Annotated in this window: 31 protein-coding genes; 25 read left to right on the top strand and 6 right to left on the bottom strand. The window is 63.9% G+C overall.

Annotated features, from left to right (window positions below):
• Positions 1-6: 6 nt before the first annotated feature.
• Positions 7-1,068, bottom strand: coding sequence for a 3-deoxy-7-phosphoheptulonate synthase AroG (gene aroG / locus BT173_RS01005; protein WP_139255985.1), 1,062 nt, complete (start codon positions 1,066-1,068; stop codon positions 7-9).
• A 117-nt stretch (positions 1,069-1,185) separates the two neighbouring features.
• Between aroG and BT173_RS01000 the strand changes: the two genes are divergently transcribed.
• On the top strand, positions 1,186-1,419 hold the full coding sequence (locus BT173_RS01000; protein ID WP_139255984.1) for a hypothetical protein: 234 nt from the start codon (positions 1,186-1,188) through the stop codon (positions 1,417-1,419).
• Positions 1,420-1,483: 64 nt separating this feature from the next.
• Here BT173_RS01000 and dksA read toward each other — a convergent pair whose 3' ends face one another.
• Both dksA and BT173_RS00990 read right to left on the bottom strand, forming a co-directional pair.
• Entirely contained in the window at positions 1,484-1,897 is a 414-nt protein-coding gene (gene dksA, locus BT173_RS00995) for an RNA polymerase-binding protein DksA (RefSeq protein WP_072426750.1), read from the bottom strand.
• A 175-nt stretch (positions 1,898-2,072) separates the two neighbouring features.
• Positions 2,073-2,378, bottom strand: coding sequence for a c-type cytochrome (locus BT173_RS00990; RefSeq protein ID WP_072426749.1), 306 nt, complete (start codon positions 2,376-2,378; stop codon positions 2,073-2,075).
• A 149-nt stretch (positions 2,379-2,527) separates the two neighbouring features.
• On the opposite strand from BT173_RS00990, the gene BT173_RS00985 reads away from it, so the two are divergent.
• Positions 2,528-3,448, top strand: a complete 921-nt coding sequence (locus BT173_RS00985; protein WP_072426748.1) for a TonB C-terminal domain-containing protein — start codon at positions 2,528-2,530, stop codon at positions 3,446-3,448.
• 6 nt (positions 3,449-3,454) lie between these two features.
• On the opposite strand, the gene BT173_RS00980 is transcribed toward BT173_RS00985, so the two are convergent.
• Positions 3,455-4,888 (bottom strand): PAS domain-containing protein, encoded by a 1,434-nt coding sequence (locus BT173_RS00980; protein ID WP_084658028.1) that lies wholly within the window; start codon positions 4,886-4,888, stop codon positions 3,455-3,457.
• A 116-nt stretch (positions 4,889-5,004) separates the two neighbouring features.
• On the opposite strand from BT173_RS00980, the gene ruvC reads away from it, so the two are divergent.
• The 11 genes from ruvC to BT173_RS00925 all read left to right on the top strand — a co-directional run bounded on the left by ruvC (position 5,005) and on the right by BT173_RS00925 (position 13,737).
• Positions 5,005-5,535, top strand: a complete 531-nt coding sequence (ruvC, locus tag BT173_RS00975) for a crossover junction endodeoxyribonuclease RuvC (protein ID WP_221416832.1) — start codon at positions 5,005-5,007, stop codon at positions 5,533-5,535.
• A gap of 38 nt (positions 5,536-5,573) precedes the next feature.
• Entirely contained in the window at positions 5,574-6,170 is a 597-nt protein-coding gene (gene ruvA / locus BT173_RS00970; RefSeq protein ID WP_072426745.1) for a Holliday junction branch migration protein RuvA, read from the top strand.
• A gap of 34 nt (positions 6,171-6,204) precedes the next feature.
• The gene (locus BT173_RS00965; protein WP_072426744.1) at positions 6,205-7,011 is read left to right on the top strand and encodes a substrate-binding periplasmic protein; all 807 of its coding nucleotides are present in this window, start codon (positions 6,205-6,207) and stop codon (positions 7,009-7,011) included.
• 64 nt (positions 7,012-7,075) lie between these two features.
• Positions 7,076-8,107 (top strand): Holliday junction branch migration DNA helicase RuvB, encoded by a 1,032-nt coding sequence (gene ruvB / locus BT173_RS00960; protein WP_072426743.1) that lies wholly within the window; start codon positions 7,076-7,078, stop codon positions 8,105-8,107.
• Positions 8,108-8,232: 125 nt separating this feature from the next.
• Complete coding sequence (gene tolQ / locus BT173_RS00955) at positions 8,233-8,892, top strand: protein TolQ (protein WP_072426742.1); 660 nt, start codon at positions 8,233-8,235, stop codon at positions 8,890-8,892.
• Entirely contained in the window at positions 8,893-9,768 is an 876-nt protein-coding gene (locus tag BT173_RS00950; RefSeq protein WP_139255983.1) for a TraB/GumN family protein, read from the top strand. It begins immediately after the preceding gene.
• Positions 9,769-9,778: 10 nt separating this feature from the next.
• On the top strand, positions 9,779-10,186 hold the full coding sequence (tolR, locus tag BT173_RS00945; protein WP_072426740.1) for a protein TolR: 408 nt from the start codon (positions 9,779-9,781) through the stop codon (positions 10,184-10,186).
• Positions 10,183-10,971: an energy transducer TonB gene (locus BT173_RS00940; protein ID WP_084658026.1), complete on the top strand. Its 789-nt coding sequence runs from the start codon at positions 10,183-10,185 to the stop codon at positions 10,969-10,971. Before tolR ends, BT173_RS00940 begins: the two co-directional genes overlap by 4 nt.
• Positions 10,972-12,276: a Tol-Pal system beta propeller repeat protein TolB gene (gene tolB, locus BT173_RS00935; protein WP_217651372.1), complete on the top strand. Its 1,305-nt coding sequence runs from the start codon at positions 10,972-10,974 to the stop codon at positions 12,274-12,276.
• Between the two features lie 69 nt (positions 12,277-12,345).
• The gene (pal, locus tag BT173_RS00930; RefSeq protein WP_308417540.1) at positions 12,346-12,879 is read left to right on the top strand and encodes a peptidoglycan-associated lipoprotein Pal; all 534 of its coding nucleotides are present in this window, start codon (positions 12,346-12,348) and stop codon (positions 12,877-12,879) included.
• A 96-nt stretch (positions 12,880-12,975) separates the two neighbouring features.
• Complete coding sequence (locus BT173_RS00925; protein ID WP_072426738.1) at positions 12,976-13,737, top strand: YbgF trimerization domain-containing protein; 762 nt, start codon at positions 12,976-12,978, stop codon at positions 13,735-13,737.
• An 85-nt stretch (positions 13,738-13,822) separates the two neighbouring features.
• Here BT173_RS00925 and thiD read toward each other — a convergent pair whose 3' ends face one another.
• Positions 13,823-14,662, bottom strand: coding sequence for a bifunctional hydroxymethylpyrimidine kinase/phosphomethylpyrimidine kinase (gene thiD / locus BT173_RS00920; protein ID WP_072426737.1), 840 nt, complete (start codon positions 14,660-14,662; stop codon positions 13,823-13,825).
• A gap of 133 nt (positions 14,663-14,795) precedes the next feature.
• On the opposite strand from thiD, the gene BT173_RS00915 reads away from it, so the two are divergent.
• From BT173_RS00915 to hemL, 6 genes are all read left to right on the top strand, one after another.
• Entirely contained in the window at positions 14,796-14,948 is a 153-nt protein-coding gene (locus tag BT173_RS00915) for a rubredoxin (RefSeq protein WP_373279653.1), read from the top strand.
• A gap of 2 nt (positions 14,949-14,950) precedes the next feature.
• Positions 14,951-15,799, top strand: a complete 849-nt coding sequence (locus BT173_RS00910) for a J domain-containing protein (RefSeq protein ID WP_072426735.1) — start codon at positions 14,951-14,953, stop codon at positions 15,797-15,799.
• Between the two features lie 49 nt (positions 15,800-15,848).
• Positions 15,849-16,676: a M48 family metallopeptidase gene (locus BT173_RS00905; RefSeq protein ID WP_072426734.1), complete on the top strand. Its 828-nt coding sequence runs from the start codon at positions 15,849-15,851 to the stop codon at positions 16,674-16,676.
• Between the two features lie 48 nt (positions 16,677-16,724).
• Entirely contained in the window at positions 16,725-17,135 is a 411-nt protein-coding gene (locus BT173_RS00900) for a CopD family protein (RefSeq protein ID WP_072426733.1), read from the top strand.
• Between the two features lie 8 nt (positions 17,136-17,143).
• Positions 17,144-17,626, top strand: coding sequence for a CYTH domain-containing protein (locus BT173_RS00895; RefSeq protein ID WP_072426732.1), 483 nt, complete (start codon positions 17,144-17,146; stop codon positions 17,624-17,626).
• Positions 17,627-17,704: 78 nt separating this feature from the next.
• Positions 17,705-18,985 (top strand): glutamate-1-semialdehyde 2,1-aminomutase, encoded by a 1,281-nt coding sequence (gene hemL, locus BT173_RS00890; protein ID WP_072426731.1) that lies wholly within the window; start codon positions 17,705-17,707, stop codon positions 18,983-18,985.
• Positions 18,986-19,055: 70 nt separating this feature from the next.
• Here the strand turns inward: hemL and BT173_RS00885 are convergent, their stop codons facing one another.
• Positions 19,056-19,331 (bottom strand): accessory factor UbiK family protein, encoded by a 276-nt coding sequence (locus BT173_RS00885; protein ID WP_072426730.1) that lies wholly within the window; start codon positions 19,329-19,331, stop codon positions 19,056-19,058.
• Positions 19,332-19,567: 236 nt separating this feature from the next.
• Between BT173_RS00885 and glnK the strand changes: the two genes are divergently transcribed.
• The 6 genes from glnK to BT173_RS00855 all read left to right on the top strand — a co-directional run bounded on the left by glnK (position 19,568) and on the right by BT173_RS00855 (position 25,747).
• Entirely contained in the window at positions 19,568-19,906 is a 339-nt protein-coding gene (gene glnK / locus BT173_RS00880; RefSeq protein WP_072426729.1) for a P-II family nitrogen regulator, read from the top strand.
• A 22-nt stretch (positions 19,907-19,928) separates the two neighbouring features.
• Entirely contained in the window at positions 19,929-21,458 is a 1,530-nt protein-coding gene (gene amt, locus BT173_RS00875) for an ammonium transporter (protein ID WP_072426728.1), read from the top strand.
• A 226-nt stretch (positions 21,459-21,684) separates the two neighbouring features.
• Entirely contained in the window at positions 21,685-22,173 is a 489-nt protein-coding gene (purE, locus tag BT173_RS00870; protein WP_072426727.1) for a 5-(carboxyamino)imidazole ribonucleotide mutase, read from the top strand.
• 3 nt (positions 22,174-22,176) lie between these two features.
• On the top strand, positions 22,177-23,313 hold the full coding sequence (locus tag BT173_RS00865; RefSeq protein ID WP_072426726.1) for a 5-(carboxyamino)imidazole ribonucleotide synthase: 1,137 nt from the start codon (positions 22,177-22,179) through the stop codon (positions 23,311-23,313).
• Positions 23,314-23,392: 79 nt separating this feature from the next.
• A complete protein-coding gene (locus tag BT173_RS00860) occupies positions 23,393-24,271 on the top strand; it encodes a phosphoribosylaminoimidazolesuccinocarboxamide synthase (RefSeq protein ID WP_139255982.1) in 879 nt (292 codons plus the stop codon).
• Between the two features lie 96 nt (positions 24,272-24,367).
• Positions 24,368-25,747, top strand: a complete 1,380-nt coding sequence (locus BT173_RS00855) for an EAL and HDOD domain-containing protein (protein WP_072426725.1) — start codon at positions 24,368-24,370, stop codon at positions 25,745-25,747.
• The last annotated feature ends 2 nt before the right edge of the window (positions 25,748-25,749 follow it).

Below are 25,749 nucleotides of genomic sequence, written 5' to 3'. Positions count from 1 at the left end.
TTGCGCTCAGGCCTTGCGGCTACGGCGCTCGGCTACTGCGGCGGCAAGCTGGCGCAGCAGGCTGGCGCTATCGTCCCAACCCAGGCAGGCATCGGTAATGCTGCATGCGTACTTGAGCGGCTGGCCTTCCACCAGGTCCTGGCGGCCCTCGTTGATATGGCTTTCTATCATCACGCCGAAGATGGCCTGGTTGCCGCTGGCGATCTGGCCGGCCACATCAGCACCCACGCTCAGCTGCTTGCGGTAGTCCTTGCTGCTATTGGCGTGGCTGAAATCGACCATGATCTTTTCCGGCAGGCCGGCGGCAGCCACGTCCTTGACGGCGGCGGCGACATGTTCGGCGTCGTAGTTCGGCACCTTGCCGCCACGCAGGATCACATGGCAGTCCGGGTTGCCGCCGGTGGCGACGATGGCCGAGTGGCCGAACTTGGTCACCGATAGGAAGTGGTGCGGCACGCTGGCCGAGCGGATGGCGTCGATGGCGATCTTCAGGTTGCCGTCGGTGCCGTTCTTGAAGCCGACCGGGCAGGACAGCCCCGAGGCGAGTTCGCGGTGTACCTGCGACTCGGTGGTACGCGCACCGATCGCACCCCAGCTGATCAGGTCGGCAAAGTATTGCGGCGTGATCATGTCGAGGAATTCGGTCGAGGCCGGCATGCCGATATTGTTCAGATCCAGCAGCAGCTTGCGCGCCAGGCGCAGACCGTTATTAATATCGAAGCTGCCATCCAGGTGCGGATCGTTGATCAGGCCCTTCCAGCCCACGGTGGTGCGCGGCTTCTCGAAGTAGACGCGCATGACGATGACCAGATCGTGGCTGAGCTCTTCGCGCAGGGCCAGCAGGCGACGACCGTAGTCGAGCGCGGCTTCCGGGTCGTGGATCGAGCAGGGACCCACCACCACCAGCAGACGGTCGTCCTCGCCGGTCAGAATCTTGTGGATGGCCTGGCGGGTCTGGAAGGTCGTTGTCGTGGCCACTTCGGTGACAGGATATTTCTCCAGCGCCGCGATGGGCGGGAGCAATTCCTTGATTTCCTTGATGCGGACGTCGTCGGTCTGGAACAGCATAATGGCACGCTTGGGGCTGGGGATCGGGAGCTGCTTAGGGTAATGGCAGCCACCCTGGCGGTGCAAATAACTTTGTTCGATGCGGTCGATAGTCGGCACGCATATGGTGGAGCGGACATGCGCGGAGTTTGGCTACGTCGTAGCGGTGTGGTACTGGCCTGGGCCCTATCGCTGGCTGCGCTCGTCTTCGCGGCACTGGCGGCTTTCAGCCTGCTTACTACGGCCTGGCGTCAGTACGCCTACGGGGGCGATGCCTATGGCCCGGCCTGGTCGCGCATGGTCTGGCAACTCGGCTGTCTCGTGCTGGCTGGCGCACTGTGGCGTGGCTTGCGCACCTGGCGCCAGGGCTGAATACAAAACAAAAACCGCCGGGCAGGGCCAGGCGGTTCTGTCTGGTACGGGCTTGCTGGGAAGCTTAGTCCGCGTATTGCTTCTTCAGGCGTTCGCGACGCTCCTGCGCCTCCACCGTCAGCGAAGCGGTCGGGCGGGCCAGGAGGCGGGCCAGACCAATCGGTTCGCCGGTATCGTCGCAGTAACCGTAGTCACCATCGTCGATCTTCTTGATGGTCGAATCGATCTTCAGCAAGAGCTTGCGCTCGCGATCGCGGGTGCGCAGCTCCAACGCGTATTCCTCTTCGAGGGTGGCGCGGTCGGCCGGATCAGGCGTGGCTTCCTGTTCCTGCAGGTGCTGGCTGGTGGCATTGGCGTTGGCGAGCAACTCGGCCTTCATATCGAGCAGACGCTGACGGAAGAACGCGAGGTGATCCTCGTTCATGTAGTCGTCGCCTTGCCAGTTGAGGATATCTTCCTCGGTCAGTTTCTTGGCCATGGTGGTGCATCTCCACGCTGGTTGACGGGCATCCCGAGCAATGATGTCGGGACGTTCCCAAAGTTGCGGGGCGCGAGCTTAACGGAGCATCTCACCTGATTGCAACCATCATGCACTCGCCCCGCGAGCGGGTTCTTAAAAGCAACAGAGCCGGCATCATGCCGGCTTTGCATTTTCATTTCTGGCTCAACACCCACTGAACAATGATCTTCAGGTCGGCGTCGCTAAGCTGCTGGGCCGGCATGGGAATCTTGCCCCAGGTGCCCACCGAACCCTTCTTGATCTTGTCGGCCAGGCGCTGCGGTGCGGCCTTGTCATTGCGGTACTTATCCGCCACCGCCTTGTAGGCGGGGCCGACCACGGCGCTATTGACCTGATGGCAGCCCATGCAGTTGTACTTGGCGGCCAGGGCCTGGCCATCGGGGGCGGCTTGGGCCGCGGCGGCGAGGTTGGCGAGCAGGGCGGCAAGCAGCCATTTCATGTGCGATTCTCCGAAGTGGGCGCCCCGTGCTGCAGGGCTGATTAGCCGAGGATGGTAGTCCTGCTGACCGGGCGATGCAATTGAGCCGCCCGGCTAGGCGGGGGCGCTGTGCTACACTGCCGCGCGACTTGCCATCGTCATTTAACTTCATGTCTTCAGCCAGCCTCGATACCTCGCCTCCTCGCCGTTCCCTGTTCGCGATCACCGTCACGGTATCGCTGCTGCTGCATGTGTTGGTGATCGTGCTGGTGCGCTTTGTGCCGCCCGATCCGCGTACGCTGTTCAACCGCGCCCCGCTCGAAATTGTATTGGTCAATGCGCGCTCCCTGCTGGCGCCGAAAACCCCCGATGTATTGGCCCAGGCCAATCTGGACGGCGGCGGCAATACCGATGAGAAGCGTCGCGCAAAGAGCCCGCTGCCGGCCCAGCCGGTCGAGCAGCCCTCGCCGTTGCTGGCCCAGGCGGCCAAGCGCCAGCTGGAAGAAGAGCAGCGCCAGCGCAAACTGATCAGCACGCTGCGCAATGCGCAGGCGCTGTCGGCCGATGCCGCGCGCCAGACGCCACCGTCGTCCAGCGCGGGTATGGATCTGAATGCCCTGCGTCAGCAGGCGAGCGAGATTGCGCGCCTGGAGGCCGAGATCAGCCGCGAGCAGGATGTGTACAACCAGAAGCCGCGTAAGGCCTTCGTCGGTGCGCGTTCCAAGGCGGTGGTGGAAGCCACTTATGTGGATGCGTGGACGCAGAAGATCGAGCGCATCGGCAACCGCCTGTTCCCGACCAGCCGGCGCGGCGAGCGCCTGTATGGCAAGCTGCTGGTGACGGTGGAGATCCACGCCAATGGCCGCAGCGTGGCGGTGGGTTTCGATCACCGCAATCGGCCTGGCTTCAGCAATGATCCGGAACTGGAAGAAGCCGTGCGACGTATCGTACAGAGCGCGACGCCCTTCCCGCCGTTGCCGAATGGCATTGTCGACGCCAGCGGCAAGCCGGCCGACATCCTGTCGATTACCCGTACCTGGACTTTCCGACGGGGTGGCGAAGCCGAGCTGAGCGGCCCGCCTCCGGGTTAAGCGCGCCTAGTCGCGCGGCGGTAGATCGCGCTGCGCGCCGGCCAGGATGAATTCCGCGCTGGCGTCGACCAGGCGGCGCGCCTGCTCTACCGTGCGCTTTAGGTGCGGCAGCGCGCGGGTTACTTCTTCCGGATGCTTCTCCAGCAACTTGGCCAGCTGCGCGAGCTGGGCCAGGGGCTGCACCAGACCGGCGCTGATGTTCTCCAGCAGCTTGGCCTGGAACAGCTTGTCCTCTTCCAGATTCTCTTTTTCCTGCTTATAGCGCTGCTCGCGTAGCTTGGCTGGCGCGATGTCCTGACCGATCAAGCTATAGCCGCGCAGAGCGCCGCCCTGCTTGTGTGCGAGCAAGGTCAGCATCACGGGCAGATTGCGCCCATCGCGGCTGAGCAAGGCCATTTCACCATGCCAGCGCCCTTCGCGCGTGGCCAGCGGCAGGCAGGTCTGCAGGAAATGCGGCTGCGCCCAGGCGGGCAGGAGGTCGGTCAGGAACAGGTCGCTCACGCCCTCGGCCTGGATGCCGAGCAGGGCCAGGCCGGCCGGGTTGATGCGCTGCAGCTGGCCGGCGGTATCGGCCCAGGCGATCGCATCGCTGCTGCGCTCGATCAATTCTTCATTCAGCCCCTGCTGCTGCTGGGCGCGCCGCTGCACATCCACATCGCGCAGGGCGGTCAGCAGGCAGTCGCGCCCGGCATGGCGTATCGGGCTGGTGACGGCCTCCACCCAGCGGGGTCCGCCCTCGCGCGGGCTGACCAGCCAGTCATAGCGCTGGACCTGGCCGCGCCGTGCCGCATCCAGATAACTGGCCTCGGCCTTGGCATCGAAGCCCTCGGTGCGGGCCGAAAAATCGGCCAGGCGCTGACGCAGCAGCTCGGCCCGACCACAGGCCAGCAGGGCCAGGGTGGCGGAATTGGCTTCCAGGATATCCAGGCTGGCGGCATCGCGCACCAGCAGTGCATCGGCCGCCGCTACGAAGACTGCATTGCCGACCTCGTTGCGCGCCGGTGCCGGGGCGGGGGGCAGGCTGGGCGTGACCAGGCAGTCGATGCGCAGCGGCACGCCCGCGTCATTCAGTGCCAACCGGCACTGCTGGCGCACCCAGTGCATATCGCCATCGCTGGACACCAGGCGGTAAGTGACCTCGATCTGCTCGTGGCCTTGCTCACGCAGCTTGTCGAGGCCCATCCAGACCGTGGCCTTGTCATCCGGATGGATGGCCTCGAGCCAGAAGTTTGGATGCTCAAGCAGCAGCTTGACCGGCTCGCCATACAGTTCGGTGGCTGAAGTGGACAGGTAGAGCAGCTTGTCGCGCCCCAGGGTCAGGGCGAACGCCACCGTCCTGAGGCTGGTCAGGATGGCGCTGCCTTGCTTGAAGCCATCCAGCATGGCGGCTTCAGAAAGGGCGGGATTGCTCGGGAAGTACTGCCGAACGATGACGCTCATGTCATGGAACGCTATCAAGGGGAGGCAAACGATATAATCGCCAGCATAGCACCGCAACCTCTGCCGCAGTTCTTCACGCACGCCGCTGCGTGGCGCTGCCAGTGCGACTTCCCGCTTTGGAGCTTCCCATCCGTATCCTTGGTATCGACCCCGGTCTGCGCACCACCGGCTTTGGCGTGATTGAAGCCCAGGGCCAGACGCGCCTGTATGTGGCCAGCGGCTGCATACGCAGCGGCGAGGGCAGCCTGCCCGAGCGCCTACATGTGCTGCTCAAGGGCATACGCGAGGTCTGCGAGCAATATCAGCCTCAGCAATCGGCGGTCGAGCAGGTGTTCGTGAACGTGAACCCGCAGTCGACCCTGCTGCTCGGCCAGGCGCGCGGTGCGGCGATTTCCGCTCTGGTACTGGCCGGCTTGCCGGTGGCCGAATATACGGCCCTGCAGGTCAAACAGGCGGTGGTCGGCAATGGCCATGCGGCCAAGGAGCAGGTCAGCCATATGGTGCAGCGCCTGCTCAATCTGAATGGCGTACCACAATCGGATGCGGCCGATGCATTGGCCTGTGCTTTGGCCCACGCCAACCACGCCACCGGCGGCCTGGCCAATATCGGCATGAAGTCGCGCCGTGGCCGTTGGGTCAGCATCTGATGCCCGCCCTCCCTTTTACCCCTTAGGAATACCTGTCCATGATCGGCAAACTCACCGGCAAGCTGCTGGAAAAACACCCGCCGCAAATCCTGCTGGATGTGAATGGCGTTGGCTATGAGCTGGATGTGCCGATGTCCACGCTGTATGTACTGCCCCATGCGGGCGAGCAGGCCGCGCTGTATACCCACTTCGTGGTGCGCGAGGATGCGCAGCTCCTGTATGGCTTTGCCAGCCGTGCCGAGCGCGAAACCTTTCGCCAGCTGATCAAGGTCAGCGGCATTGGCCCCAAGATCGCGCTGGCCGTGCTGTCGGGCATGACCGCCGATGAGCTGGCCACTGCGGTAGAGGGCGAGGATGCCGCCCGTCTGGCGAAGGTGCCGGGCATCGGCAAGAAGACCGCCGAGCGTCTGGTGCTGGAGCTGCGCGGCAAGCTGGCCGGTACCACCGCCCTGCAGGCCAAGGTGGCCAACGGCCTGTTCCAGGCCCAGGCTTCGGCACGCGACGATGTGGCGAATGCCCTGCTGGCACTTGGCTACAACGCCAAGGAGGCCGAGGCGGCCATCAAGCTGCTGCCCGAGGATGTGAGCGTGAACGACGGGATACGCCAGGCGCTGAAATCGCTGGCCAAGGTCTGATACCCGCAGGCCTTGCGCCTGCCTATAGTGAGGCATGCGCCTAGACCGTCCCGTGCTTGCCAGCCTCTTGCTCCTCACTGCCCAGCACAGTCTGGCGGTGGAAAGTCTGCGCTGCGTAGGTAGCCCCTTCCCCTATATCTACAGCGAAGACGGTGGCCAGCTGCGTGGCGTGGCGGTCGAGGTGCTCGATGCGCTGGGCAAGGAAGCCCAATTCCGTTGCCGCTTCGAGATCATGCCCTGGAAGCGCGCGCAGGCCCTGGTCAACAATGGCGATGCCGACCTGCTGATCGGCCCCTACCGGACGCGCGAACGCAGCGCCGCGATGCGCTTTCTCAGCCTGCCCTTCTACCTGGATGCCATGCTGCTGTATGCGCGCAGCACACCGCCCCTGCCGGACTGGAATGGCGATTTCTCCAGTCTGGCCGGTCGCCGTATCGGGGTGGCGGCCGGCTGGAGCTTGGGTGAGCGCTATGAGCAGGCCAAGTCCAGCCTGGCGCTGGACGAGGCGAATACGCTCGAGCAGACCTTCCGCAAGCTGATGCTGGACCGGGTCGATCTGGTTGCCAGCAATCAGCGCAATGCCATGGTGGTGATCCAGCAGCTCGGCCTGGCCGGCCAGGTGTTGGCCCTGCAGCCTCCCTTGCAGCAGAGTGGCGGCTATTTCGCGCTGGCAAACAAATGGCGTGATCACCCGCTGTGGACGCGCATGAATGCCGCCCAGGAGCGCATGGTACGCAGCGGTCGGGTACAGGCGATCAGTGCCAAGCACGGCCTGCAGTTCCCCGGCGCCAACCACGACTGGGCCGCCTATCTGCGCCAGGAAATGCAGCCCGCTTCCTGAGCCGCCTCAACCTATATAATGCGCACCCAGCGCCGGCTTGCGGCGCCTCTCCGGTACGCCCCTCATGATCCAGTCCGATAATCTCGCCAGCGCGCCCGAGCGCATCGTGGCGCCCAGCCGCCAGTCCAGCCAGGAAGAAGCGCTGGAGCGCGCGCTGCGCCCCAAGCAGCTCGATGAATATGTGGGCCAGGAGAAGGCGCGCGGCCAGCTGGAGATCTTCATCCAGGCGGCCAAGCAGCGCGGCGAGGCACTCGACCATGTGCTGCTGTTCGGCCCTCCCGGCCTTGGCAAGACCACGCTGGCCAATATCATTGCGCGCGAGCTCGGTGTGAACCTGCGCCAGACCTCCGGCCCGGTGCTGGAGCGCGCCGGTGATCTGGCCGCCATGCTGACCAATCTCGAGCCGCACGATGTGCTGTTCATCGACGAAATCCATCGCCTGAGCCCGGTGGTGGAGGAAATCCTCTACCCGGCCCTGGAAGACTTCCAGCTCGACATCATGATCGGCGAAGGTCCGGCCGCCCGTTCGGTCAAGCTCGACCTGCCGCCCTTCACGCTGGTGGGCGCCACCACGCGCGCCGGCATGTTGACCAATCCGCTGCGCGACCGCTTCGGCATCGTGGCACGCCTCGAGTTCTATACGCCGGAAGAGCTGACCCGCATCGTCACCCGCTCGGCTGCGCTGCTGAATGTCGAGATCGATGCCGAGGGTGCGTTTGAAGTGGCACGTCGCTCGCGCGGCACGCCGCGTATCGCCAACCGCTTGCTGCGCCGCGTGCGCGACTTTGCCGAGGTCAAGCACGACGGCCATGTGAGCCGCACGATTGCCGACGCGGCGCTGTCCATGCTCGACGTCGACCATGCCGGCCTTGATGTGATGGACCGCAAGCTGCTCAGCGCGGTGATCGAGAAGTTTGGCGGTGGCCCGGTAGGCTTGGATAATGTCGCCGCCGCCATCGGCGAAGCGGCCGATACCATCGAAGACGTGCTGGAACCGTATCTGATCCAGCAGGGTCTGTTGCAGCGCACCCCGCGTGGGCGCATGGCCACCCTGCTCGCCTATGAACATTTCGGCCTCAAGCCGGCCGAAAGCTAGGCCAGGCCTCGTTCAGCTGGCGCTCAGCTAGCGCTGGGCACACTGCCGGGCTGCACGCCATGCGTGCGCGGCGCATTCAACACATAAGGAATACCGGTTTGGAAGCCTCCCTGACAACGCATGACATGTCCATCTTCAGCCTGATCAGCAACGCCAGCCTGGTGGTGCAACTGGTGATGCTGGCCCTGCTGCTGCTTTCCCTGATGTCCTGGTGGTTCATCTTTTCCAAGTGGTTCAGCCTCAACCATGCGCGCAGCAAGACCGATCAGTTCGAAACCTCGTTCTGGGGCGGCTCTGACCTGAACTCGCTCTACCAGCAGATCAGCCGCGACGGTCACGGCGTGGGCATGGAGAAGATGTTCGAAGCCGGTTTTGCCGAATTCCTCAAGCTGCGCCGCCAGGCCGGCATGGACCTCAGCGATGTGATGGACGGCACGCGCCGCGCGATGAAGGCCGCCTTCCAGCGCGAGGTGGATCGCTTGGATGCGCATGCCAACTTCCTGGCCACTGTCGGTTCCATTTCGCCCTATATCGGTTTGTTTGGCACGGTGTGGGGCATCATGAATGCCTTCCTGGGCCTGTCGAATGTCGGTCAGGCCACCTTGTCGCAGGTCGCGCCCGGCATTGCCGAAGCGCTGGTGGCCACCGCCATCGGCCTGTTTGCCGCCATTCCCGCCGTGGTCGCCTATAACCGCTTTGCCCACGATGTGGACAAGCTGGCCAACCGATTCGAGAGCTTTATGGAAGAGTTCTCCAATATCCTGCAACGCCAGGCGGCCAAGTAAGTGCGTCTGAGCATGCTGCGCGGGCTATGGCTGGGCCTGTGGGCCGCGCTGGCCCTGAGCGCCCAGGCCGGCGGCCTGTTCCTGTGGGAAGCGAGCCAGGCCGAGCAGCGTATCTGGTTGCTCGGCTCCATTCATCTGGGTAAGCCGGAGATGTACCCGCTGCCGGCCGCGATCGAACGCGCCTATGCCGAGTCCAGCCAGATCGCCGTGGAGGCCGATATCAGCGACCCGGCCGCCGCAACGGCACTGTTGCCGCTGGCCTTGCTACCGGCCGGCCAGCGCCTGGATGCAGAGCTCGATGCCGAGCAGCGCACTCAGTTGAGCAAGGTGTTGGCTGAGCTTGGTCTGCCTGCCACTGCACTGAATGCGGCCAAGCCCTGGTTTGCCGCGATGAGCTTGCCTACCTTGTGGATGCAGCAGCGCGGCTGGCAGCCGCAGTACGGCATCGATCTGCACTTCCTGCAGCGCGCCAAGCGCGATGGCAAGCCGGTGCGCGAGCTGGAGTCGGTGCTGGCCCAGGCCCGTTTGCTGGATGGTCTGTCAGCCGAAGAGGCGCAAGCCATGCTAAGCGCCACCCTGGCGCCGATGGCGCGCGGCGAGATGGATGCCCAACTGGATGCCATGCTGCAAGCCTGGCGCCAGGGCGACACGGCCGGCCTGCAGGCGGTGCTGGATGCCAGCATGCCGGACGGCGCAGTCATGCAGCGCGTGCAGAACAAGCTGTTCAATGAGCGCAACCGTGGCATGGCCGAGCGCATCGCTGCGCTGGCCGCCAAGCGGCCGCTGCTAGTCATCGTGGGCGCCGGCCATCTGGTCGGCCCCGACAATATCCTGAGGTTGCTGCAGGCGCGCGGCTTCCAGGTCAAACAATACTGAGATCCGAGATATGGCTCGTCGTCCTCGCCGCATCAAGGCGGAAATCAATGTAGTGCCCTATATCGACGTGATGCTGGTGCTGCTGGTCATCTTCATGGTGGCCGCGCCTATGCTGCAGCCGGGCGTGGTCAACCTGCCCTCGGTGGACAAGGCCGACCGGGCACTCGATATCAAGCCGATCCGGGTCGAGATCGATGCCAAGGAAGCGCTGACCCTGGCCGATGGCGGCGAGAAGCAGCCGCTGGCCGATGCCGAGGCGCTGGTGGTGGCGGTCAAGGCGCGCACGCTGAGCCAGAGCCGCCCGGTGGTCATCACCGCGGACAAGGAAGTCCGCTATGACGCGGTGATCCAGGTGATGAATGCGCTGAAGAAGAACGGCGTCGAGCGCGTCGGGCTGGCGGTGCAGCCGCAAAAATGAGTATGCCTAGCCGGCGCGAGGAACATCGCGCGCTCTCCTTTGTGCTCGCAGTCGCCATGCATGGGCTGATCGCGGCCATGCTGTATATCGGCATGCAGTGGCAGACCCGGCCGGCGGCCCCAGTGGAGGTGGAACTGTGGGCCGGTCAGCTGGAGGCCTCGCTGCCCAGCGAGCCGAGCAGCAAGCCGATCAAGCCGGTGGTGGTCCCACCCAAGGCCGAGCCTGAGCCCGAACCAATGCCCACTCCGCCTAGCAAGCCCGATATCGTCGAGGAAAAACCCAAGACCAAGCCACAGGCGGAGAAACCTAAGCCCGCGCCCAAGCCGGAACCGGCCAAGAAGCCGGAAGTGGCACCGGGCAAGCTGCTTGCGCAGATCGAGGCCGGCCAGGCGCGCCAGGAGAGCAAGACCGCCGGCAAGCTGAATAGCAAACCGCTGGATGCCAGCGTGGCGCTCAATGCGCTGGAAAAGCGCCAGCAGGCGGCCGAGGCCAGCGCGGCGGCCGAGGAATTCAAGGCCTATCTGGCCTTGGTGCGGAACAAAATCCGCCGCAATATGACCTATCCCGATGACGGCGCCAGCAATCCGGAAGCCGAATTCGAGGTGCGCCTGCTGCCCGATATGTCGGTGCTGGAGGCCAAGTTGCTGCGCAGCAGCGGCAATGCCGCCTTTGATGAGGCGGCACGCCGTGCCATCCTGCGCGCAGGCGAATATCCGCCGCTGCCGTCCGGGGTCGAGTTCCGCACCCTGCGCCAGCACAAACTCAAATTCCGTCTGAATGAATAAATGATGCGAACCTTGCTCAGCCGCACCCTTTGCCTGCTCGCGCTGCTCCTGCCCGCCCTTGCGCAGGCCGATGTGACCATCGAGATCACCGGTGCCGGCGCGCGCCAGTTCCCGATCGCCATTGCCGGCCTGAATGGCGAGCCCGCCTTGAAAGAGGCGCTCACGCCCATCATCCGCGCCAATCTGGCGCGTAGTGGCCGCTTCAAGCTGGTGGAGACTGGTGGTGCCGTGCCGGCCGAAAACCCGCTCGCCGAGCTGCCGGCCTGGAAGGGCCGTGGCGCGGACAGCCTGGCGGTCGGCTCGGTGCGCGTGGATGCCGCCGGCACCGCCTATATCCGTCTGCGCGTGTTCGATACCCTGAGTCAGCAGCATCTGGGCGGTTTCGAGATCGTGGCCAAGCCCAATCAGCTGCGCCGCGCCGCCCACCAGTTGGCCGACCAGATTTATGAGTTGATGACCGGTGACAAGGGCGTGTTCTCCACCCGCATCGCCTATGTGCAAAAGCAGGGCAAGCGCTACAGCCTGCAGATTGCCGATGCCGATGGCCACAATCCGCAGGCCGTGCTGTCCTCGAACGAGCCCATCATGTCGCCCAGCTGGTCGCCGGACGGCAGCCGCATGGCCTATGTGAGTTTCGAGCGCAAGAAGCCCATCGTATACGTGCTTGACCTGTATGCGGGCAGCGCCAAGGCGGTGGCCAATTTCAAGGGCAGCAATAGCGCGCCGGCCTGGTCGCCCGATGGTCGCACCCTGGCGGTGACGCTGACCCTGGATGGCATTTCCCAGCTCTATCTGATCCCGTCCGACGGCGGTCAGGCGCGTCGGCTACAGCGCAGCGCCGGCATCGATACCGAGGCGAGCTTCTCGCCCGATGGCCGCTATGTGGTGTTCACCTCCGACCGCGGCGGCAGCCCGCAGCTGTACCGCGCACCGGCCGCCGGCGGCGAAGCCGAGCGCCTGAGCTTTGAGGGCAGTTACAATGTATCGCCGCACTACTCGGCGGACGGCAAGATGCTGACCTTCGTGCGGCGCGAAAATGGCGCCTTCCGGGTGGCCACCCTGGACCTGCTCAGCCGTCAGTCGCTGACCCTGAGCGAAGGCGGCTACGATGAATCACCGAGCTTTGCCCCGAATGGCAAGCTGATTCTCTACGCCACCGAGGTCGGTGGCCGTGGCACCCTGGCCATGGTATCCAGCGACGGTCTGGTCAAACAGCGCCTGTCGGCTGAAGGTGATGTGCGCGAGCCGGCATGGGGCCCCTATACCGGGCAATTGCCGCTGACTCGTCTATCTTTTAACCCGTAACCTGCGCTTTATGCGTTTCATTGCATGACTTGGCGGCCCCGCCGCAAATGAATGCCCAAGGAGAGAAATATGATGAAGAAAACCCTCGCCAGCCTGACCGTTCTGGGCCTGTTGTCCGCCTGCGCCAGCACGCCTTCCGCCCCGACCGCACCGGCTGCTGAGCCGGCTGCTCCGGTAGTGGAAAGCAAGCCAGCCGCACCGGTGGCCGACACCACCATCCAGCCGGTCAAGCCACAGCTCGACCCGCTCAAGGATCCGGCCAATGTGCTGTCCAAGCGCGGTGTTTACTTCGACTTCGACAAGTACGATGTGCGCGCTGACCAGGCTGCGCTGGTAGAGGCCCACGGCCGCTACCTGGCCGCCAACCCGTCGCGTTCGGTGCGTCTGGAAGGCAATGCCGACGAGCGCGGCAGCCGCGAGTACAACCTGGCCCTGGGTCAGAAGCGTGCAGAGGCCGTGCGCCAAGCCCTGGGTGCCGTGGGTGCCAAGGAATCGCAGATCGAAGCCGTGAGCAACGGTGAAGAGAAGCCGCGTGCCACCGGTCGCGATGAAGCCAGCTACGCCGAGAACCGTCGCGCTGACGTGATCTACAACGGCGAATAGTCGTCCCCGCCCGCCTAGGCGGGCCGAGGCCTCGCTAGCGCCCCGTACCTGTGAATGGGTGCGGGGCGTTTCATCGTTGCATCTAGGAGCACCAGCATGCCCAAGCGGCTTATATCCCTCGCCCTGTTGTCCGTATTGGCCCTGCCCAGCCAAGCCGGCCTGTTCGACGATGATGAGGCGCGCAAGCAGATCGCCGATATCCGCGATCGGCACGAAAAAATGCTCGTTGAGCTGCAGGAGCAGCACAAGGAGCTCGATAGCCGCAGCAGCCAGAGACTGGTGGCGCTGAATGGCGAGATTTCCGGCCTCAAGCAGCAGATCGCCGAATTGCGCGGCCAGCTGGAAGTGGCCAACTTCAATCTGCAGACGCTGCAAAAGCGCCAGCAGGACCTGTATGTCGATCTGGAAACCCGCCTGAAGGCATTGGAAGAAGGGCGCCAGACCGGCGCCAACCCACTTGCCCAGGCGCAGAACGCCCAGCTGGAAGCCGAGGCGGCCGGTGCGTATGAGGCGGCTTACAATCTGTACCGCGATGGCAAGCTTAAGCCGGCCATGACCGCGCTCAGCGATGTGGCCACCCGCTATGCCGCCACCCAGGCCGCGCCGAATGCGCTGTTCTGGCTGGGCATGGCCCAGGCCAAGTCGGGGGATAGCAAGGCGGCCCAGCTGTCCTTCCGCAAACTGGTCGATGCCTATCGCCAGCACGATAAGGCCCCCGATGCGCTGCGTGCCATGGCCACCCTGCAGCTTGGGGCTGGCGATAAGAAGGCGGCCAGCAAGACCTTCAAGGAATTGGTGGCTGGCTACCCGGGCACCGAGGCGGCCAAGGAAGCTGAGAAGGAATTGAAGAAGCTGTAAGCGCCTAGGCGCAAGAAAAAAAGCCGGTTTGCCACGCGATTTCGCTTGTGGCAAACCGGCTTTCTACTTTGGTGGGCGGCGGCGCCTAGTCCTCGGCCGCGCTGCCTTCGTCTTCCGGCTTGGGGCGGGCCCAGAACAGGCGATCCGGCACCGATTGGCCCATGCCAGGCCGATACGCATGCTTGAGCGCATTCCAGGTGTAGTCCTGCGCTTCGCGCGCGGCCTGCGGTATATCCATGCCATTGGCGATAAAGGCCGCCACTGCGGACGACAGCGTGGTACCTGCGCCATGGAAGCTGCCGGGCAGGCGTTCCCAGCTGTCCTGGCGTGCGCGGCCCGAGCGGTTGAACAGGCCGTTATTGATGGTCGGGGTCTGCTCATGGGTGCCGGTAACCAGCACGAATTCGCAGCCGAACTGGCGGATGCGCAGCGCGGCCTCATCCATGCTCATGCCATCCTGTTCGTCTGGCTCGTCGGTCGCCAGTCGGCGCGCCGCCAGGCTGGACACCACCAGCACCGTGGTGTGCGGCAGCAGCATCTCGCGCACCGCGCCTATCATCTCCTCGTCGGCATATTCATCGCTGCCGGCGGTGGTGAAAACCGGCTCCAGAATCAGCGGGATATCCGGGTAGTCGGCGGCGATCTCGGCCACCACAGTGAGGTTTTCCAGGCTGCCTAGCGCACCAACCCTGATGGCGGCAATCTGCATGTCTTCCAGGACGAAGCGTGCCTGATCGGAAACCATATCGGCTTCCATGGCGAGAAAATCTTCGGTGCCGGCCGTGTCCTGCACGGTGACGGCGGTTAGCACCGGCAGCGGATGACAGCCCAGCGAGGACAGCGTCAGGATGTCGGCAGCCAGTCCGCCACCGGCGGATGGGTCGTTGGCGGCGAAAACAAGCACGATGGGTGGAGCTGGGTTCATTGAGCGATTTCTGGCGTGAAAGAGATGAGGCGCGCACTGCGCCGATGGCAAAACCGCGGCCGAGCACGGACAATACGCTAGAATTTTAGCCCATCGTCTTCCTTCGCTCGATTGTCTGCCCATGAAAAAATATATGTGCCTGATTTGCGGATTCATCTATGACGAGGCCGCCGGCCGCCCTGAGGACGGGATTGCGCCCGGTACGCCCTGGGATGCCGTGCCGATGAACTGGACCTGCCCCGATTGTGGTGCGCGCAAGGAAGACTTTGAAATGGTGGAGATCTGAGCATGAGCCGGCCCGGCGGCAAGACCCTGTATGCGCTGCTGGGCGTCAGCCCCACAGCCAGCCAGCCTGAACTGGATGCCGCCTTCCTGACACTGCAGAAGCAGTTGCAGGAAGTGGTGCTGGATGCACGCCAGCGTGACGAGCGTCTGTCGCAGCTGGAGGCGGCCTATCAGCAGCTGTCCAATCCGCTGCGCCGCTCGGTATACGACGCGAGCCTGGCTAAGGGCCAGGCCAGCACGGTGCAACTGCCGTCCAGCCAGGCCAAGGCGGCCAAGATGCTGGACATGGGGCGTGGCCCTTCCCTGGGCCTGATTGCCCTGGCCGTGCTGGTGGTATTTGGCGCCTTGTACTTGTTTTTCGTTTACCGCCAGCAAGCGCTGCTCAGCGATTTCCGCAGTGATGCGATGGGTGCACAGCAGCGCGCCATGCAGCGCCAGGAAGAGATACTGCGCGCCCAGGAAGCCGCCTATAACGGCACGCCCGAGGAGCAGGCGGCGCAAAAGGCCGCCTGGGAGGCGGAGCGGCTGGAGCGCGAGGCACGCCGTGAGCAGGAGCAGCGTGAGCGCGAGTTCGACCAGTGGAATAACCAGGTCGAGAACGAACAGCAGCGCGCCGAGCGTGAACAGCAACGCAAGGAGCGTGAGCGTGAGCGTGAGCTTGAGCAGGAAAAGCGTGCGGCCGAGCATCAGGAAGAAATTGACCGCCGCACCGCCGAAGCGCGAGTGGAGAGAGACCGACTCAGCCTGATGCAGAAGTTTCTAAGCGAGGGCCGCTACCGAGATGCGCGTGAAATCGCCAAGACCGAATATGAACTTAGCCAGATCGAGCGGGCCGAAAAGTACGGCCGCTGACAAGAGGGCGGCCATCCGTTTTTGGGATGCCGCCAGGAAGGAAGCCATCATGTCGAAAATCAGTCTGAGCGCGCTGGCCGTGGCCGCCAGCCTCTTGCTGGGTGCCTGCCAGCAGGTGCATACCACCGAGGGCGGTGCGATTGGCGTCAATCGCAAGCAAACCATGTTCGCCATGCTGCCCTCCGAGCAGGTGGACCAGATGGCTGCCGAATCCTATGCCGCCACGCTCAAGCAGGCGCAGAGCAAGGGCATCCTGAACAAGGATTCGGCACTGACCAACCGCGTGCGCGCGGTGGCCAAGCGGCTGATCCCGCAGGTGGTGGTGTTCCGCAAGGATGCGCTGGCCTGGAAGTGGGAAGTGAATGTGGAGGACAGTCCCGAGTTGAACGCCTATTGCGCGCCGGGTGGCAAGATCATGTTCTTCACCGGCATCATCGAGAAGCTCAAGCTCAATGACGATGAGATCGCCGCCATCATGGGCCACGAGATGGCGCATGCCTTGCGCGAGCATGGCCGCGAGCGCATGAGCAAGGCTTATGCGCAGCAGATCGGTGCCCAGCTGCTGTCGGTGGTTACCCAGGGCCAGTACGACGGCTATATCGGTCTGGCCAGCCAGGTCACCGATGTCGCTTACAACCTGCCCAATAGCCGCCAGAACGAATCGGAAGCCGATGCGATGGGCATCGAGCTGGCGGCCCGCGCCGGTTACGATCCGGCCGCTGCCATCAGCCTGTGGCAGAAGATGAGCGCCGCGGCCAAGGGCCAGCCGCCGCAATTCCTCTCCACCCACCCGTCCAATGAAACGCGTATCAGCGATCTGCAGGCGAATATTCCCAAGGTGCTGCCGCTCTACCAGGCGGCGCGCAAGAAGGGCTGAACCCAATCCGCCGGCCGCGTGCCGGCGCCTTACTTCTGGATGCACACCATGCTGTGGGTGAAAGCTTTTCATATCATCTTTGTCATCAGCTGGATGGCGGGTCTGTTGTATCTGCCACGCCTGTTCGTCAACCACGCCATGGCCAGCGATGCGGCGACCCAGGCCCAGCTGCAGCTTATGCAGCGCAAGCTGCTGCGCTTCACGACCTTGCTGGGCAAACTGGCACTGATCTTTGGCCTGTGGCTGTGGCTGCAATGGGGTTTTGCTGGTGGCTGGTTGCACGCCAAGCTGACCTTGGTGCTGGGCCTGATCGGCTTCCACGTGTATTGCGCCAAGCTGGTGCGCGACTTCGCGGCTGGCCGCAATACCCGCAGCCATGTCTGGTATCGCTATTTCAATGAAATCCCCACCCTGTTGATGATCGCCATCGTCATCCTGGTGGTGGTCAAACCGTTTTAAGGCAGCCCATGGCGCACGAGATTGAACGCCGTTTCCGGCTCAAGAATGACGACTGGCGCGGCCTGGTTGAGGGTGAATGGCTGAAGCAGGGTTATCTGTCGGTGGAACGCGAGCGCACGGTGCGTGTGCGTGTGAAGGGCACGCAGGCCTGGCTGACCCTGAAGTCGAATATCTCCAATGTCTCGCGCCACGAGTTCGAGTACGAGATTCCGCTCGCCGATGCGGAAACCATACTGGCCACCATGTGCCCGATGCTGGTGGAAAAGAAGCGCTACCGCATCGCCATTGGCCCGCATCTATGGGAAGTGGACGAGTTCTTCGGCAATAACGCCGGTTTGGTCCTGGCCGAGGTAGAGCTGGCCAGCGAGGACGAGGCCTATACGGCGCCGGCCTGGCTGGGCGAGGAAGTGACCGAGGATCCGCGCTATACCAATTCGCACCTGAGCCAGCATGCCTGGCCAAGCTGGCCGGAAAACCAGCCCAAGCCTTGAATGACCCAGTTCGGCCGCCCATAAGGCGCGCCCGAGCTTCCGCGCCAGAGCGCGCGCTTGATTTGAATCGGAAACCTGATGAGCAAGAACGAACAGCTGTTTGCCCGCGCCCAGCGCCATATCCCCGGCGGGGTCAACTCGCCCGTGCGCGCCTTTGGCGCCGTTGGTGGTACGCCGCGCTTTTTCAAAAAGGGTAGTGGCGCCTATGTGTGGGATGCCGATGACAAGCGCTATATCGACTACGTGGGTTCCTGGGGCCCGCTGATTCTCGGTCACACCCACCCGGCCGTGGTCGAGGCCGTGCAGAAGGCCGCGGCCGAAGGCATGAGCTTTGGCGCGCCGACCGAGGCCGAGATTGATCTGGCCGACCTGCTGTGCGAAATGCTGCCCTCGATGGAAAAGGTGCGTCTGGTCTCCAGCGGCACCGAGGCGACGATGAGCGCGATCCGTCTGGCACGCGGCTTTACCGGCCGAGACAAGCTGATCAAGTTTGAAGGTTGCTACCACGGCCATTCCGACAGCCTGCTGGTCAAGGCCGGCTCTGGCCTGTTGACCTTCGGCAACCCGTCCAGTGCCGGCGTGCCGGCCAGCGTGGCCGAGCACACGATTGTGCTCACCTACAACGACGTGGCCCAGCTTGAACAGGTGTTCGCCGAGAAAGGCGATGAGATCGCCGCCATCATCGTGGAACCGTTTTGCGGCAATATGAATCTGGTGCGCCCGAGCGCCGAGTTCGTGACCGCCATGCGTGCGTTGACGCAACAGCATGGCGCACTGCTGATCTACGACGAAGTGATGACCGGCTTCCGTGTTGGCCTCGGTTGCGCCCAGGGCCTGCACGGCGTGACGCCTGATCTGACCACCTTAGGGAAAGTGGTTGGCGGTGGCATGCCGCTGGCGGCCTTTGGCGGCCGTGCCGATGTGATGGCCAAGATCGCCCCGCTCGGCCCGGTGTACCAAGCCGGTACGCTCAGCGGCAACCCGGTGGCGGTGGCGGCCGGTTTGAAGACGCTGGAGCTGATCAGCGCACCGGGCTTCTTCGATGTGCTGAGCACCAAGACCAAGACCTTGGCCGAGGGGCTGCAGGCAGCCGGCCGTGCTGCCGGCCATACCTTCTCGGCCGATGCTGTCGGCGGCATGTTCGGCGTCTACTTCACCCCGCAGCCGCCCAAGACCTATGCCGAGGTGATGAGCACCGACAAGCCGCGCTTCAATGCCTTCTTCCACGGCCTGCTCGACGAGGGCGTGTATATCGCCCCGGCCCTATACGAGGCCGGCTTTGTCTCGGCCGCGCACAGCGATGCCGATATTGCCGACACGCTGGCCGCCGCCACACGCGTATTTGCCCGACTGGGCTGAGGCGCCACCCTGCCAAGCACAAGGCCACCCCGCGGGGTGGCCTTGTTCGTTTGCGGGCGTCGGCAGGCGCTTAAAAATCATCCTGCGGATTGGCAGCCTCGGCCACCTCGCCGGCATGGCGGGCTTCCAGCGCGGCCACGCGTGCTTCCAGCGCAGTCAGCGTTTCACGTGTCTTGGCCAGCACGGCCTGCTGTACCTCGAATTCTTCGCGCGTCACTAGGTCGAGCTTGGCAAAGCCGGCGCTCAGCACTGCGCGAACATTCTTCTCGATATCGCGGGCCGGGCCAGCGGCCATGACCTCGGCGATCTTGCCGCTTACTTCATCGAACAGGCGTTGGGCCAGCATGATCTTGCTCCTTGCAGATGGGTTTGCTGTCTAGTCTAGCAAAGCCCACCCTTGCCTGGCGCCTGCACCATGCACAGGCGGTGCGCATGCTATGCGCACCGTTATTGTGCGAAAGCCGCGCTGCTCATGGTGCATAACCGCTCAAGTTATTGATAGATAGCGATATATTCCTTTGGCACGCCGCGTGCTAACAAGACTTCACCGAGTTCCCCGGTCTACCCATTTAAGGAGCGAAGATGAAGTTCGTCACCGCCATCATCAAGCCGTTCAAGCTTGACGAAGTGCGTGAGGCGCTGTCCGCCATCGGCGTGCAGGGCGTCACCGTCACCGAGGTCAAGGGTTTCGGCCGTCAGAAGGGCCATACCGAGCTGTATCGCGGCGCGGAATACGTGGTCGACTTTCTGCCCAAGGTCAAGCTGGAAATCGCCGTCAAGGAAGACCTGCTCGAACAGGTGATCGAGGCGATCGAGAAGGCGGCCAATACCGGCAAGATCGGCGACGGCAAGATCTTCGTCTTCGAGCTTGAACAAGTGATCCGTATCCGCACCGGTGAAACCGGTGCGGAAGCGCTCTAAGTCCGACAGGGAGGACTCAGACATGAAAAAGCTACTGACTGCGCTGGCCCTGGCCAGTGCCATGAGTTTCGCGCCGATATGGGCGGAAGATGCGCCGGCCGCCGCCCCCGTGGCGGAAGCCGCTGCACCGGCCGCTGATGCCGGCGCCCCGGCTGCAGCGCCTGCGGCTGAAGCGGCAGCACCCGCCGCTGCCGTGGCCGCCCCGGCCGCTGAAGCTGCGCCGGCTGCCGCACCCGCGCCCAGCGCCAATAAGGGCGACAATGCCTGGATCTTCATCGCCACCGCACTGGTGATCCTGATGTCCATCCCCGGCCTCGCCCTGTTCTACGGCGGCCTGGTGCGCTCGAAGAACATGCTCAGCGTGCTGATGCAGGTCTTCGTGGTGTTCTCGATGATTTCCGTGCTGTGGGTCATTTATGGCTACAGCGTGGCCTTCACCGAGGGCAATGCCTTCTTCGGCTCCTTCGGCAAGTTGTTCCTGAAGGGCGTGACCGATGCCTCGCTGGCCGCAACCTGGTCCAAGGGCGTGGTGATTTCCGAGCTGATCTACGTGGTGTTCCAAGGCGCGTTTGCCGCCATCACCTGCGGTCTGATCGTCGGTGCGTTTGCCGAGCGGGTGAAGTTCTCCGCCGTGCTGGCCTTCATGGTGATCTGGTTCACCTTCAGCTACCTGCCGATGGCACATATGGTTTGGTACTGGGCCGGTCCCGATGCCTACACCAGCGCGGATGCCGCTGCGGCTGCCACTGCTACCGCTGGCTGGCTGTTCCAGAAGGGCGCACTCGACTTTGCCGGCGGCACCGTGGTGCACATCAACGCCGCCGTGGCTGGTCTGGTCGGTGCCTACTTCGTGGGCAAGCGCGTCGGTTATGGCAAGGAAGCGATGACCCCGCACAATATGACCATGACCATGATCGGCGCTTCGCTGCTGTGGGTGGGCTGGTTCGGCTTCAACGCCGGCTCGGCACTGGAAGCCAACGGCATCGCCGCCCTGGCCTTCCTGAATACCTGGGTGGCAACCGCCTTGGCCGCCTTTGCTTGGATGGCTGTGGAATGGATGTGGAAGGGCAAGCCCTCGATGCTGGGTGCCGCTTCCGGCGCCGTGGCTGGCCTGGTGGCGATCACTCCGGCTGCCGGCTTCGTCGGTGTGGGTGGTGCGCTGGCCATCGGTGCGCTGGCGGGGGTGGTCTGCCTGTGGGGCGTGCACGGCCTGAAGAAGCTGCTCGGTGCTGACGATGCACTGGACGTATTCGGCGTGCACGGTGTGGGCGGCATCCTGGGTGCCATTCTGACCGGCGTGTTCGCCGATCCGGCCCTCGGTGGCCTGGGCGTGTGGGACTACGTGGCCAATGGTGTGGCACCGGGCTACTCGATCGGTTCGCAAGTCTGGATTCAGACCCAGGGCGTGTTGGTGACCCTGGTCTGGTCGGCCCTGGTCTCGGTCATTGCCTTCAAGCTGGTCGACCTGGTGCTGGGTCTGCGCGTACCGGAAGACGAAGAGCGCGAAGGCCTGGATGTGACCTCGCACGGCGAAAAGGCTTACAACCTGTAAGCACAAACGAGGTTTGGCCCGTCACTGCTGGCGAGCCAAACCCGCGCGCTGCACCTGCAAGCGGCCTGTCGATTCGACAGGCCGCTTTGCCGTTTGCAGGTCCGCCAGCTACCTGCACCAGCCAGCGTCGTGGCCATTTGCCACAGCGGCAGATTTCACGCCGTCGAGGTTTTGGCAGCCCGGCGAATTTCTGTAGAATCCGCTTTTTGAAACAGGGGATTACCCGATGATCCAAATCGGCCTCGTCATGGGCAGCAATTCCGACTGGGAAGTCATGCAGCATGCTGCCCGCCAGCTGAAAGCCTTCGGCATCCAATTCGAGGCGCGCGTCGTCTCGGCCCACCGCACCCCCGACCTGCTGTACGAATACGCAGAAAGCGCCGAAACGCGTGGCCTGAAGGCCATCATCGCCGGTGCCGGCGGCGCGGCGCATCTGCCCGGCATGCTGGCCGCCAAGACCACAGTGCCGGTGCTCGGTGTCCCCGTCCCCAGCAAATACCTGCGTGGTGAAGATTCGCTCTTGTCCATCGTGCAGATGCCCAAGGGCATTCCGGTCGCCACCTTCGCGATTGGTGAGGCGGGCGCCGCCAATGCGGGCTTGTTTGCCGTGGCCCTGCTGGCCAACGAGATTCCCGAACTGCGCACCAAGCTCAATCAGTTCCGCGAAGACCAGAAGAACACCGTGCTGGCGATGAGCCTGCCCGAGGTCGAGTAAGCCATGGCCCGCAAAGCGATCCTGCCGCCGGCCATGCTCGGCATCCTCGGTGGCGGCCAGCTTGGCCGCATGTTCACCGTGGCCGCCAAGACCATGGGCTACCGCGTTACCGTGCTCGACCCGGATGCGCATGCGCCGGCGGCCGATTTCGCCGATGTGCATCTGTGCGCGGCCTACAACGACCCCGTGGCGCTCAAGCAGCTGGCGGATAGCTGCGCGGCGGTCACCACCGAGTTCGAGAACGTCAACGCCGATTCGATGCGCTGGCTGGCTCAGCATGTGCCGGTCAGCCCCTCGGGTGACTGCGTGGCGATTGCCCAGGATCGCATCCTGGAAAAGAGCTGGATTCGCAAGGCCGGGCTGGAAACAGCGCCCTATCTGGCACTGGAGACGGTCGAGGACCTGAACCACGATCTGAGTCCCTATCTGCCCGGCATCCTGAAGACTGCCCGCCTCGGTTACGACGGCAAGGGCCAGGTGCGCGTGAAGACGGCCGAGGAAGCGCGCGCTGCTTATGCCGATCTGGGCGGCCAGGCCTGTGTGCTGGAGAAGATGCTGCCGCTGGTGTGCGAGGTGTCGGCCATCGTTACCCGCACCTCCGCGCACGAGAGCGCGGTGTTCCCGCTGGCCGAGAACCGCCACGCCAAGGGCATCCTGGATGTGAGCATCGTGCCTGCCCAGGTGGCGCCCGAGCTGGCGGCGCGCGCGCAGCAGATGGCCATCCAGCTGGCGGAAGCGCTGGACTATATCGGCGTGCTGGCGGTGGAGTTCTTCGTGCTGGAGGGCGACGCGCTGGTGCTGAATGAAATCGCACCGCGCCCGCACAACTCCGGTCACTACACGATCGATGCCTGCGTGACCAGCCAGTACGAGCAGCAGGTGCGCGCCATGTGCCATCTGCACCCGGGCAAGCCCGATCTGCTCTCGCCGGTGGTGATGGTCAATCTGCTCGGCGATGTGTGGCAGGACGATGGCGGCGAGCCGAACTGGGAGGTGCTGATGCAGGCGCCCAATGCCCATCTGCACCTGTACGGCAAGAAGGAAGCCCGCCCGGGTCGCAAGATGGGTCATTACTGCGTATTGGCCAACACGGCCGAGGATGCACTGGCCCAGGCGGAAGCCATCAAGGACACGCTGTAACACCACGAATCATGCCGGCCCCCCTGGGGCGGGCTTTTGCAATTGCGTCGGGTCCGGCCCGACTGACGGGAAACATGCCATGGACGGCCTGACCACCACCAATCTGAACAGCCTGAAGAAGATCTACAGCGGCAAGGTGCGCGATCTGTACGAGATCGACGACAAGCGCATGCTGATGATCGCGACCGATCGACTGTCCGCCTTCGATGTGATCCTGAACGAACCGATCCCGGCCAAGGGCAAGATCCTGACTGCGATTTCCAATTTCTGGTTCGACAAGCTCAAGGATCTGGTACCCAGTCACTTCACCGGCGAGCAGGCCGAGGACGTGGTCAGCGCCGAAGACCGCCCGCAGGTGGAAGGCCGTGCAGTCGTGGTCAAGCGCCTGAAACCGGTGCCGGTGGAAGCCGTGGTGCGCGGCTATATCGTGGGCGGCGGCTGGAAGGACTACAAGGCCACTGGCGCCGTCAGCGGCATCACCCTGCCGGCTGGCCTGGTGGAAGCGCAGAAGCTGCCCGAACCGATCTTCACCCCATCCACCAAGGCGGCGGTGGGCGACCATGACGAGCCGATCTCGTTTGCGCAGACTTGCGATTTGATCGGCGCTGAACTGGCCGCCAAGGTGCGCGATACCGCGATCAAGCTGTATCTGGCCGCCTCGGAATACGCCGCCACACGCGGCATCATCATCGCCGATACCAAGTTCGAATTCGGCTTGGATGAAGACGGCACGCTATGCCTGATGGACGAGGCGCTGACACCCGATTCGAGCCGCTTCTGGCCGGCCGACCAATACCAGCCGGGCAGCAATCCGCCCAGCTACGACAAGCAGTTCGTGCGCGACTGGCTGGAAACCACCGGCTGGAACAAGACACCGCCCGCGCCAGCCCTGCCGCTTGAGGTGGCCGAGAAGACCGCCGCCAAGTACCGTGAAGCGCTGGAAAAGCTGACCGGCTAAGCGTTTCAGCCCCAGCGACCCCGGCTTGAGGCCTGCGGTTTCTGCCTATAATGGCGCTGCACATTTGCAGCCATTAGACAGAAACGGCAGGCCTTTATGTTTGGGCTCATCAAGAAGCTCTTCGGCGAAGCGGCGTCGCCCACCACCCCTCCCCAACCTGCGCCAACCAGTACGGCCAGCCAGGCCAGCAGCGGCCATGTCGCGCTGGGCGCCGCGCCCGGCCAGGCCGGCTTCGTGGCCGGGGCACCTGTCGAGACCATGCTGCAACGCGAGATCATGCTCGACCGTGATCTGCAGGTGATGGGCTACAACTTCCGTCTGCGCGAGAGCGTATTGCGGCGTAAGTCCAAGATGGCCGATTCGGTCTGGCGTCTGTATGACGAGGTGCTGCTGCGTAACTTCCTGGCCGAGGAGGCTACCAAAGCCTTCGGCAAGAAGCGCATCGTGCTCGAGGTCTCGGTCTGGGCCTTGGACAGCCCCTTGCTACGCAAGCTGCCGCAAGGGCGCTTTGTACTGATGCTGATCTACAACGAGGAATTCTTTGCCGACCCAGCCTCGCGCCAGCCGCTGTTGCAGGAGCTTAAGGAACAGGGCTTCCAGCTTGGCTTCGATAACTTCCCGCTTACCCCGGCGCTGCAGCCGCTGTTTCCACTGGCCGACTACCTGAAGCTGTCGATTGCCCAGCGCGATGTGACCGAGATGGCGCGCAGCGTGGCCGCGCTGACCATGGCGGCACCCGAATCGGCCATCGTGGTGGCCGATATCCACTTCTTCGAGGAGTTGCAGGTCTGTCGCCAACTGCCGGTGCAGTTCCTGCAGGGCAGCTATCTGCGCCGCAAGGAGTTGTCGGACGCCGATGCGGTCGACGCCAGCTATCTGCGCCTTTTGGAAGTCTTGAATCTGGTGCGTGCCGATGCCGAACCGGCGGTGATTGCCCAGGCCATGAAGTACGACCCCATGCTGAGCTTCAAGCTCTTGCGCTATGTGAACTCGCCGGCCGCCGGCTTGATGACCAAGGTCGATAGCCTGGACCGCGCCATGATCGTGCTCGGCAACAAGCAGCTGTATCGCTGGCTGACTCTGCTGCTGTTCAGCCATGAACGCCTGGAAGGCGATCAGGCCGTGCTGTTGGAGATGGCCCTGATCCGGGCACGCATGATGGAGAACCTGGGCGCCAAGCAGTTCAAGCGTGCCGAACTCGATCTGCTGTTCACCACCGGCATGTTTTCGATGCTGGAAGCGCTGTTGCGCCAGCCCATGGCCAAGCTGCTCGACAAGCTGAGTCTGCCTGAGCCGGTCAGCCAGGCCTTGCTCAATCGCAGTGGCCCCTTCGGTGCCCTGCTGGATCTGGCGCTGGCCTGCGAGCATGGTGAGCTGCCCGATGAGCCGGCTCTGTTCGTGGCGGCCGGTGTCAGCCGCAATGACGCGAACCGCGCCCAAATCGAAGCCATGCTGTGGGCGGAGGAAGTGGTCTAGCC

It is taken from the genome of Chitinimonas taiwanensis DSM 18899 (genome assembly GCF_900119825.1).
GTDB classification, from domain to species: Bacteria; Pseudomonadota; Gammaproteobacteria; order Burkholderiales; family Chitinimonadaceae; genus Chitinimonas; species Chitinimonas taiwanensis.
This window is presented reverse-complemented; position numbering and strand designations above follow the sequence as displayed.

Bases quoted from the DNA above. Each gene is read 5' to 3' on its own strand.
- aroG (WP_139255985.1), bottom strand. From the start codon at position 1,068: ATGCTGTTCCAGACCGACGACGTCCGCATCAAGGAAATCAAGGAATTG.
- BT173_RS01000 (WP_139255984.1), top strand. From the start codon at position 1,186: ATGCGCGGAGTTTGGCTACGTCGTAGCGGTGTGGTACTGGCCTGGGCC.
- dksA (WP_072426750.1), bottom strand. From the start codon at position 1,897: ATGGCCAAGAAACTGACCGAGGAAGATATCCTCAACTGGCAAGGCGAC.
- BT173_RS00990 (WP_072426749.1), bottom strand. From the start codon at position 2,378: ATGAAATGGCTGCTTGCCGCCCTGCTCGCCAACCTCGCCGCCGCGGCC.
- BT173_RS00985 (WP_072426748.1), top strand. From the start codon at position 2,528: ATGTCTTCAGCCAGCCTCGATACCTCGCCTCCTCGCCGTTCCCTGTTC.
- BT173_RS00980 (WP_084658028.1), bottom strand. From the start codon at position 4,888: ATGAGCGTCATCGTTCGGCAGTACTTCCCGAGCAATCCCGCCCTTTCT.
- ruvA (WP_072426745.1), top strand. From the start codon at position 5,574: ATGATCGGCAAACTCACCGGCAAGCTGCTGGAAAAACACCCGCCGCAA.
- BT173_RS00965 (WP_072426744.1), top strand. From the start codon at position 6,205: ATGCGCCTAGACCGTCCCGTGCTTGCCAGCCTCTTGCTCCTCACTGCC.
- ruvB (WP_072426743.1), top strand. From the start codon at position 7,076: ATGATCCAGTCCGATAATCTCGCCAGCGCGCCCGAGCGCATCGTGGCG.
- tolQ (WP_072426742.1), top strand. From the start codon at position 8,233: ATGTCCATCTTCAGCCTGATCAGCAACGCCAGCCTGGTGGTGCAACTG.
- tolR (WP_072426740.1), top strand. From the start codon at position 9,779: ATGGCTCGTCGTCCTCGCCGCATCAAGGCGGAAATCAATGTAGTGCCC.
- BT173_RS00940 (WP_084658026.1), top strand. From the start codon at position 10,183: ATGAGTATGCCTAGCCGGCGCGAGGAACATCGCGCGCTCTCCTTTGTG.
- tolB (WP_217651372.1), top strand. From the start codon at position 10,972: ATGATGCGAACCTTGCTCAGCCGCACCCTTTGCCTGCTCGCGCTGCTC.
- pal (WP_308417540.1), top strand. From the start codon at position 12,346: ATGATGAAGAAAACCCTCGCCAGCCTGACCGTTCTGGGCCTGTTGTCC.
- BT173_RS00925 (WP_072426738.1), top strand. From the start codon at position 12,976: ATGCCCAAGCGGCTTATATCCCTCGCCCTGTTGTCCGTATTGGCCCTG.
- thiD (WP_072426737.1), bottom strand. From the start codon at position 14,662: ATGAACCCAGCTCCACCCATCGTGCTTGTTTTCGCCGCCAACGACCCA.
- BT173_RS00915 (WP_373279653.1), top strand. From the start codon at position 14,796: ATGTGCCTGATTTGCGGATTCATCTATGACGAGGCCGCCGGCCGCCCT.
- BT173_RS00910 (WP_072426735.1), top strand. From the start codon at position 14,951: ATGAGCCGGCCCGGCGGCAAGACCCTGTATGCGCTGCTGGGCGTCAGC.
- BT173_RS00905 (WP_072426734.1), top strand. From the start codon at position 15,849: ATGTCGAAAATCAGTCTGAGCGCGCTGGCCGTGGCCGCCAGCCTCTTG.
- BT173_RS00900 (WP_072426733.1), top strand. From the start codon at position 16,725: ATGCTGTGGGTGAAAGCTTTTCATATCATCTTTGTCATCAGCTGGATG.
- BT173_RS00895 (WP_072426732.1), top strand. From the start codon at position 17,144: ATGGCGCACGAGATTGAACGCCGTTTCCGGCTCAAGAATGACGACTGG.
- hemL (WP_072426731.1), top strand. From the start codon at position 17,705: ATGAGCAAGAACGAACAGCTGTTTGCCCGCGCCCAGCGCCATATCCCC.
- BT173_RS00885 (WP_072426730.1), bottom strand. From the start codon at position 19,331: ATGCTGGCCCAACGCCTGTTCGATGAAGTAAGCGGCAAGATCGCCGAG.
- glnK (WP_072426729.1), top strand. From the start codon at position 19,568: ATGAAGTTCGTCACCGCCATCATCAAGCCGTTCAAGCTTGACGAAGTG.
- amt (WP_072426728.1), top strand. From the start codon at position 19,929: ATGAAAAAGCTACTGACTGCGCTGGCCCTGGCCAGTGCCATGAGTTTC.
- purE (WP_072426727.1), top strand. From the start codon at position 21,685: ATGATCCAAATCGGCCTCGTCATGGGCAGCAATTCCGACTGGGAAGTC.
- BT173_RS00865 (WP_072426726.1), top strand. From the start codon at position 22,177: ATGGCCCGCAAAGCGATCCTGCCGCCGGCCATGCTCGGCATCCTCGGT.
- BT173_RS00860 (WP_139255982.1), top strand. From the start codon at position 23,393: ATGGACGGCCTGACCACCACCAATCTGAACAGCCTGAAGAAGATCTAC.
- BT173_RS00855 (WP_072426725.1), top strand. From the start codon at position 24,368: ATGTTTGGGCTCATCAAGAAGCTCTTCGGCGAAGCGGCGTCGCCCACC.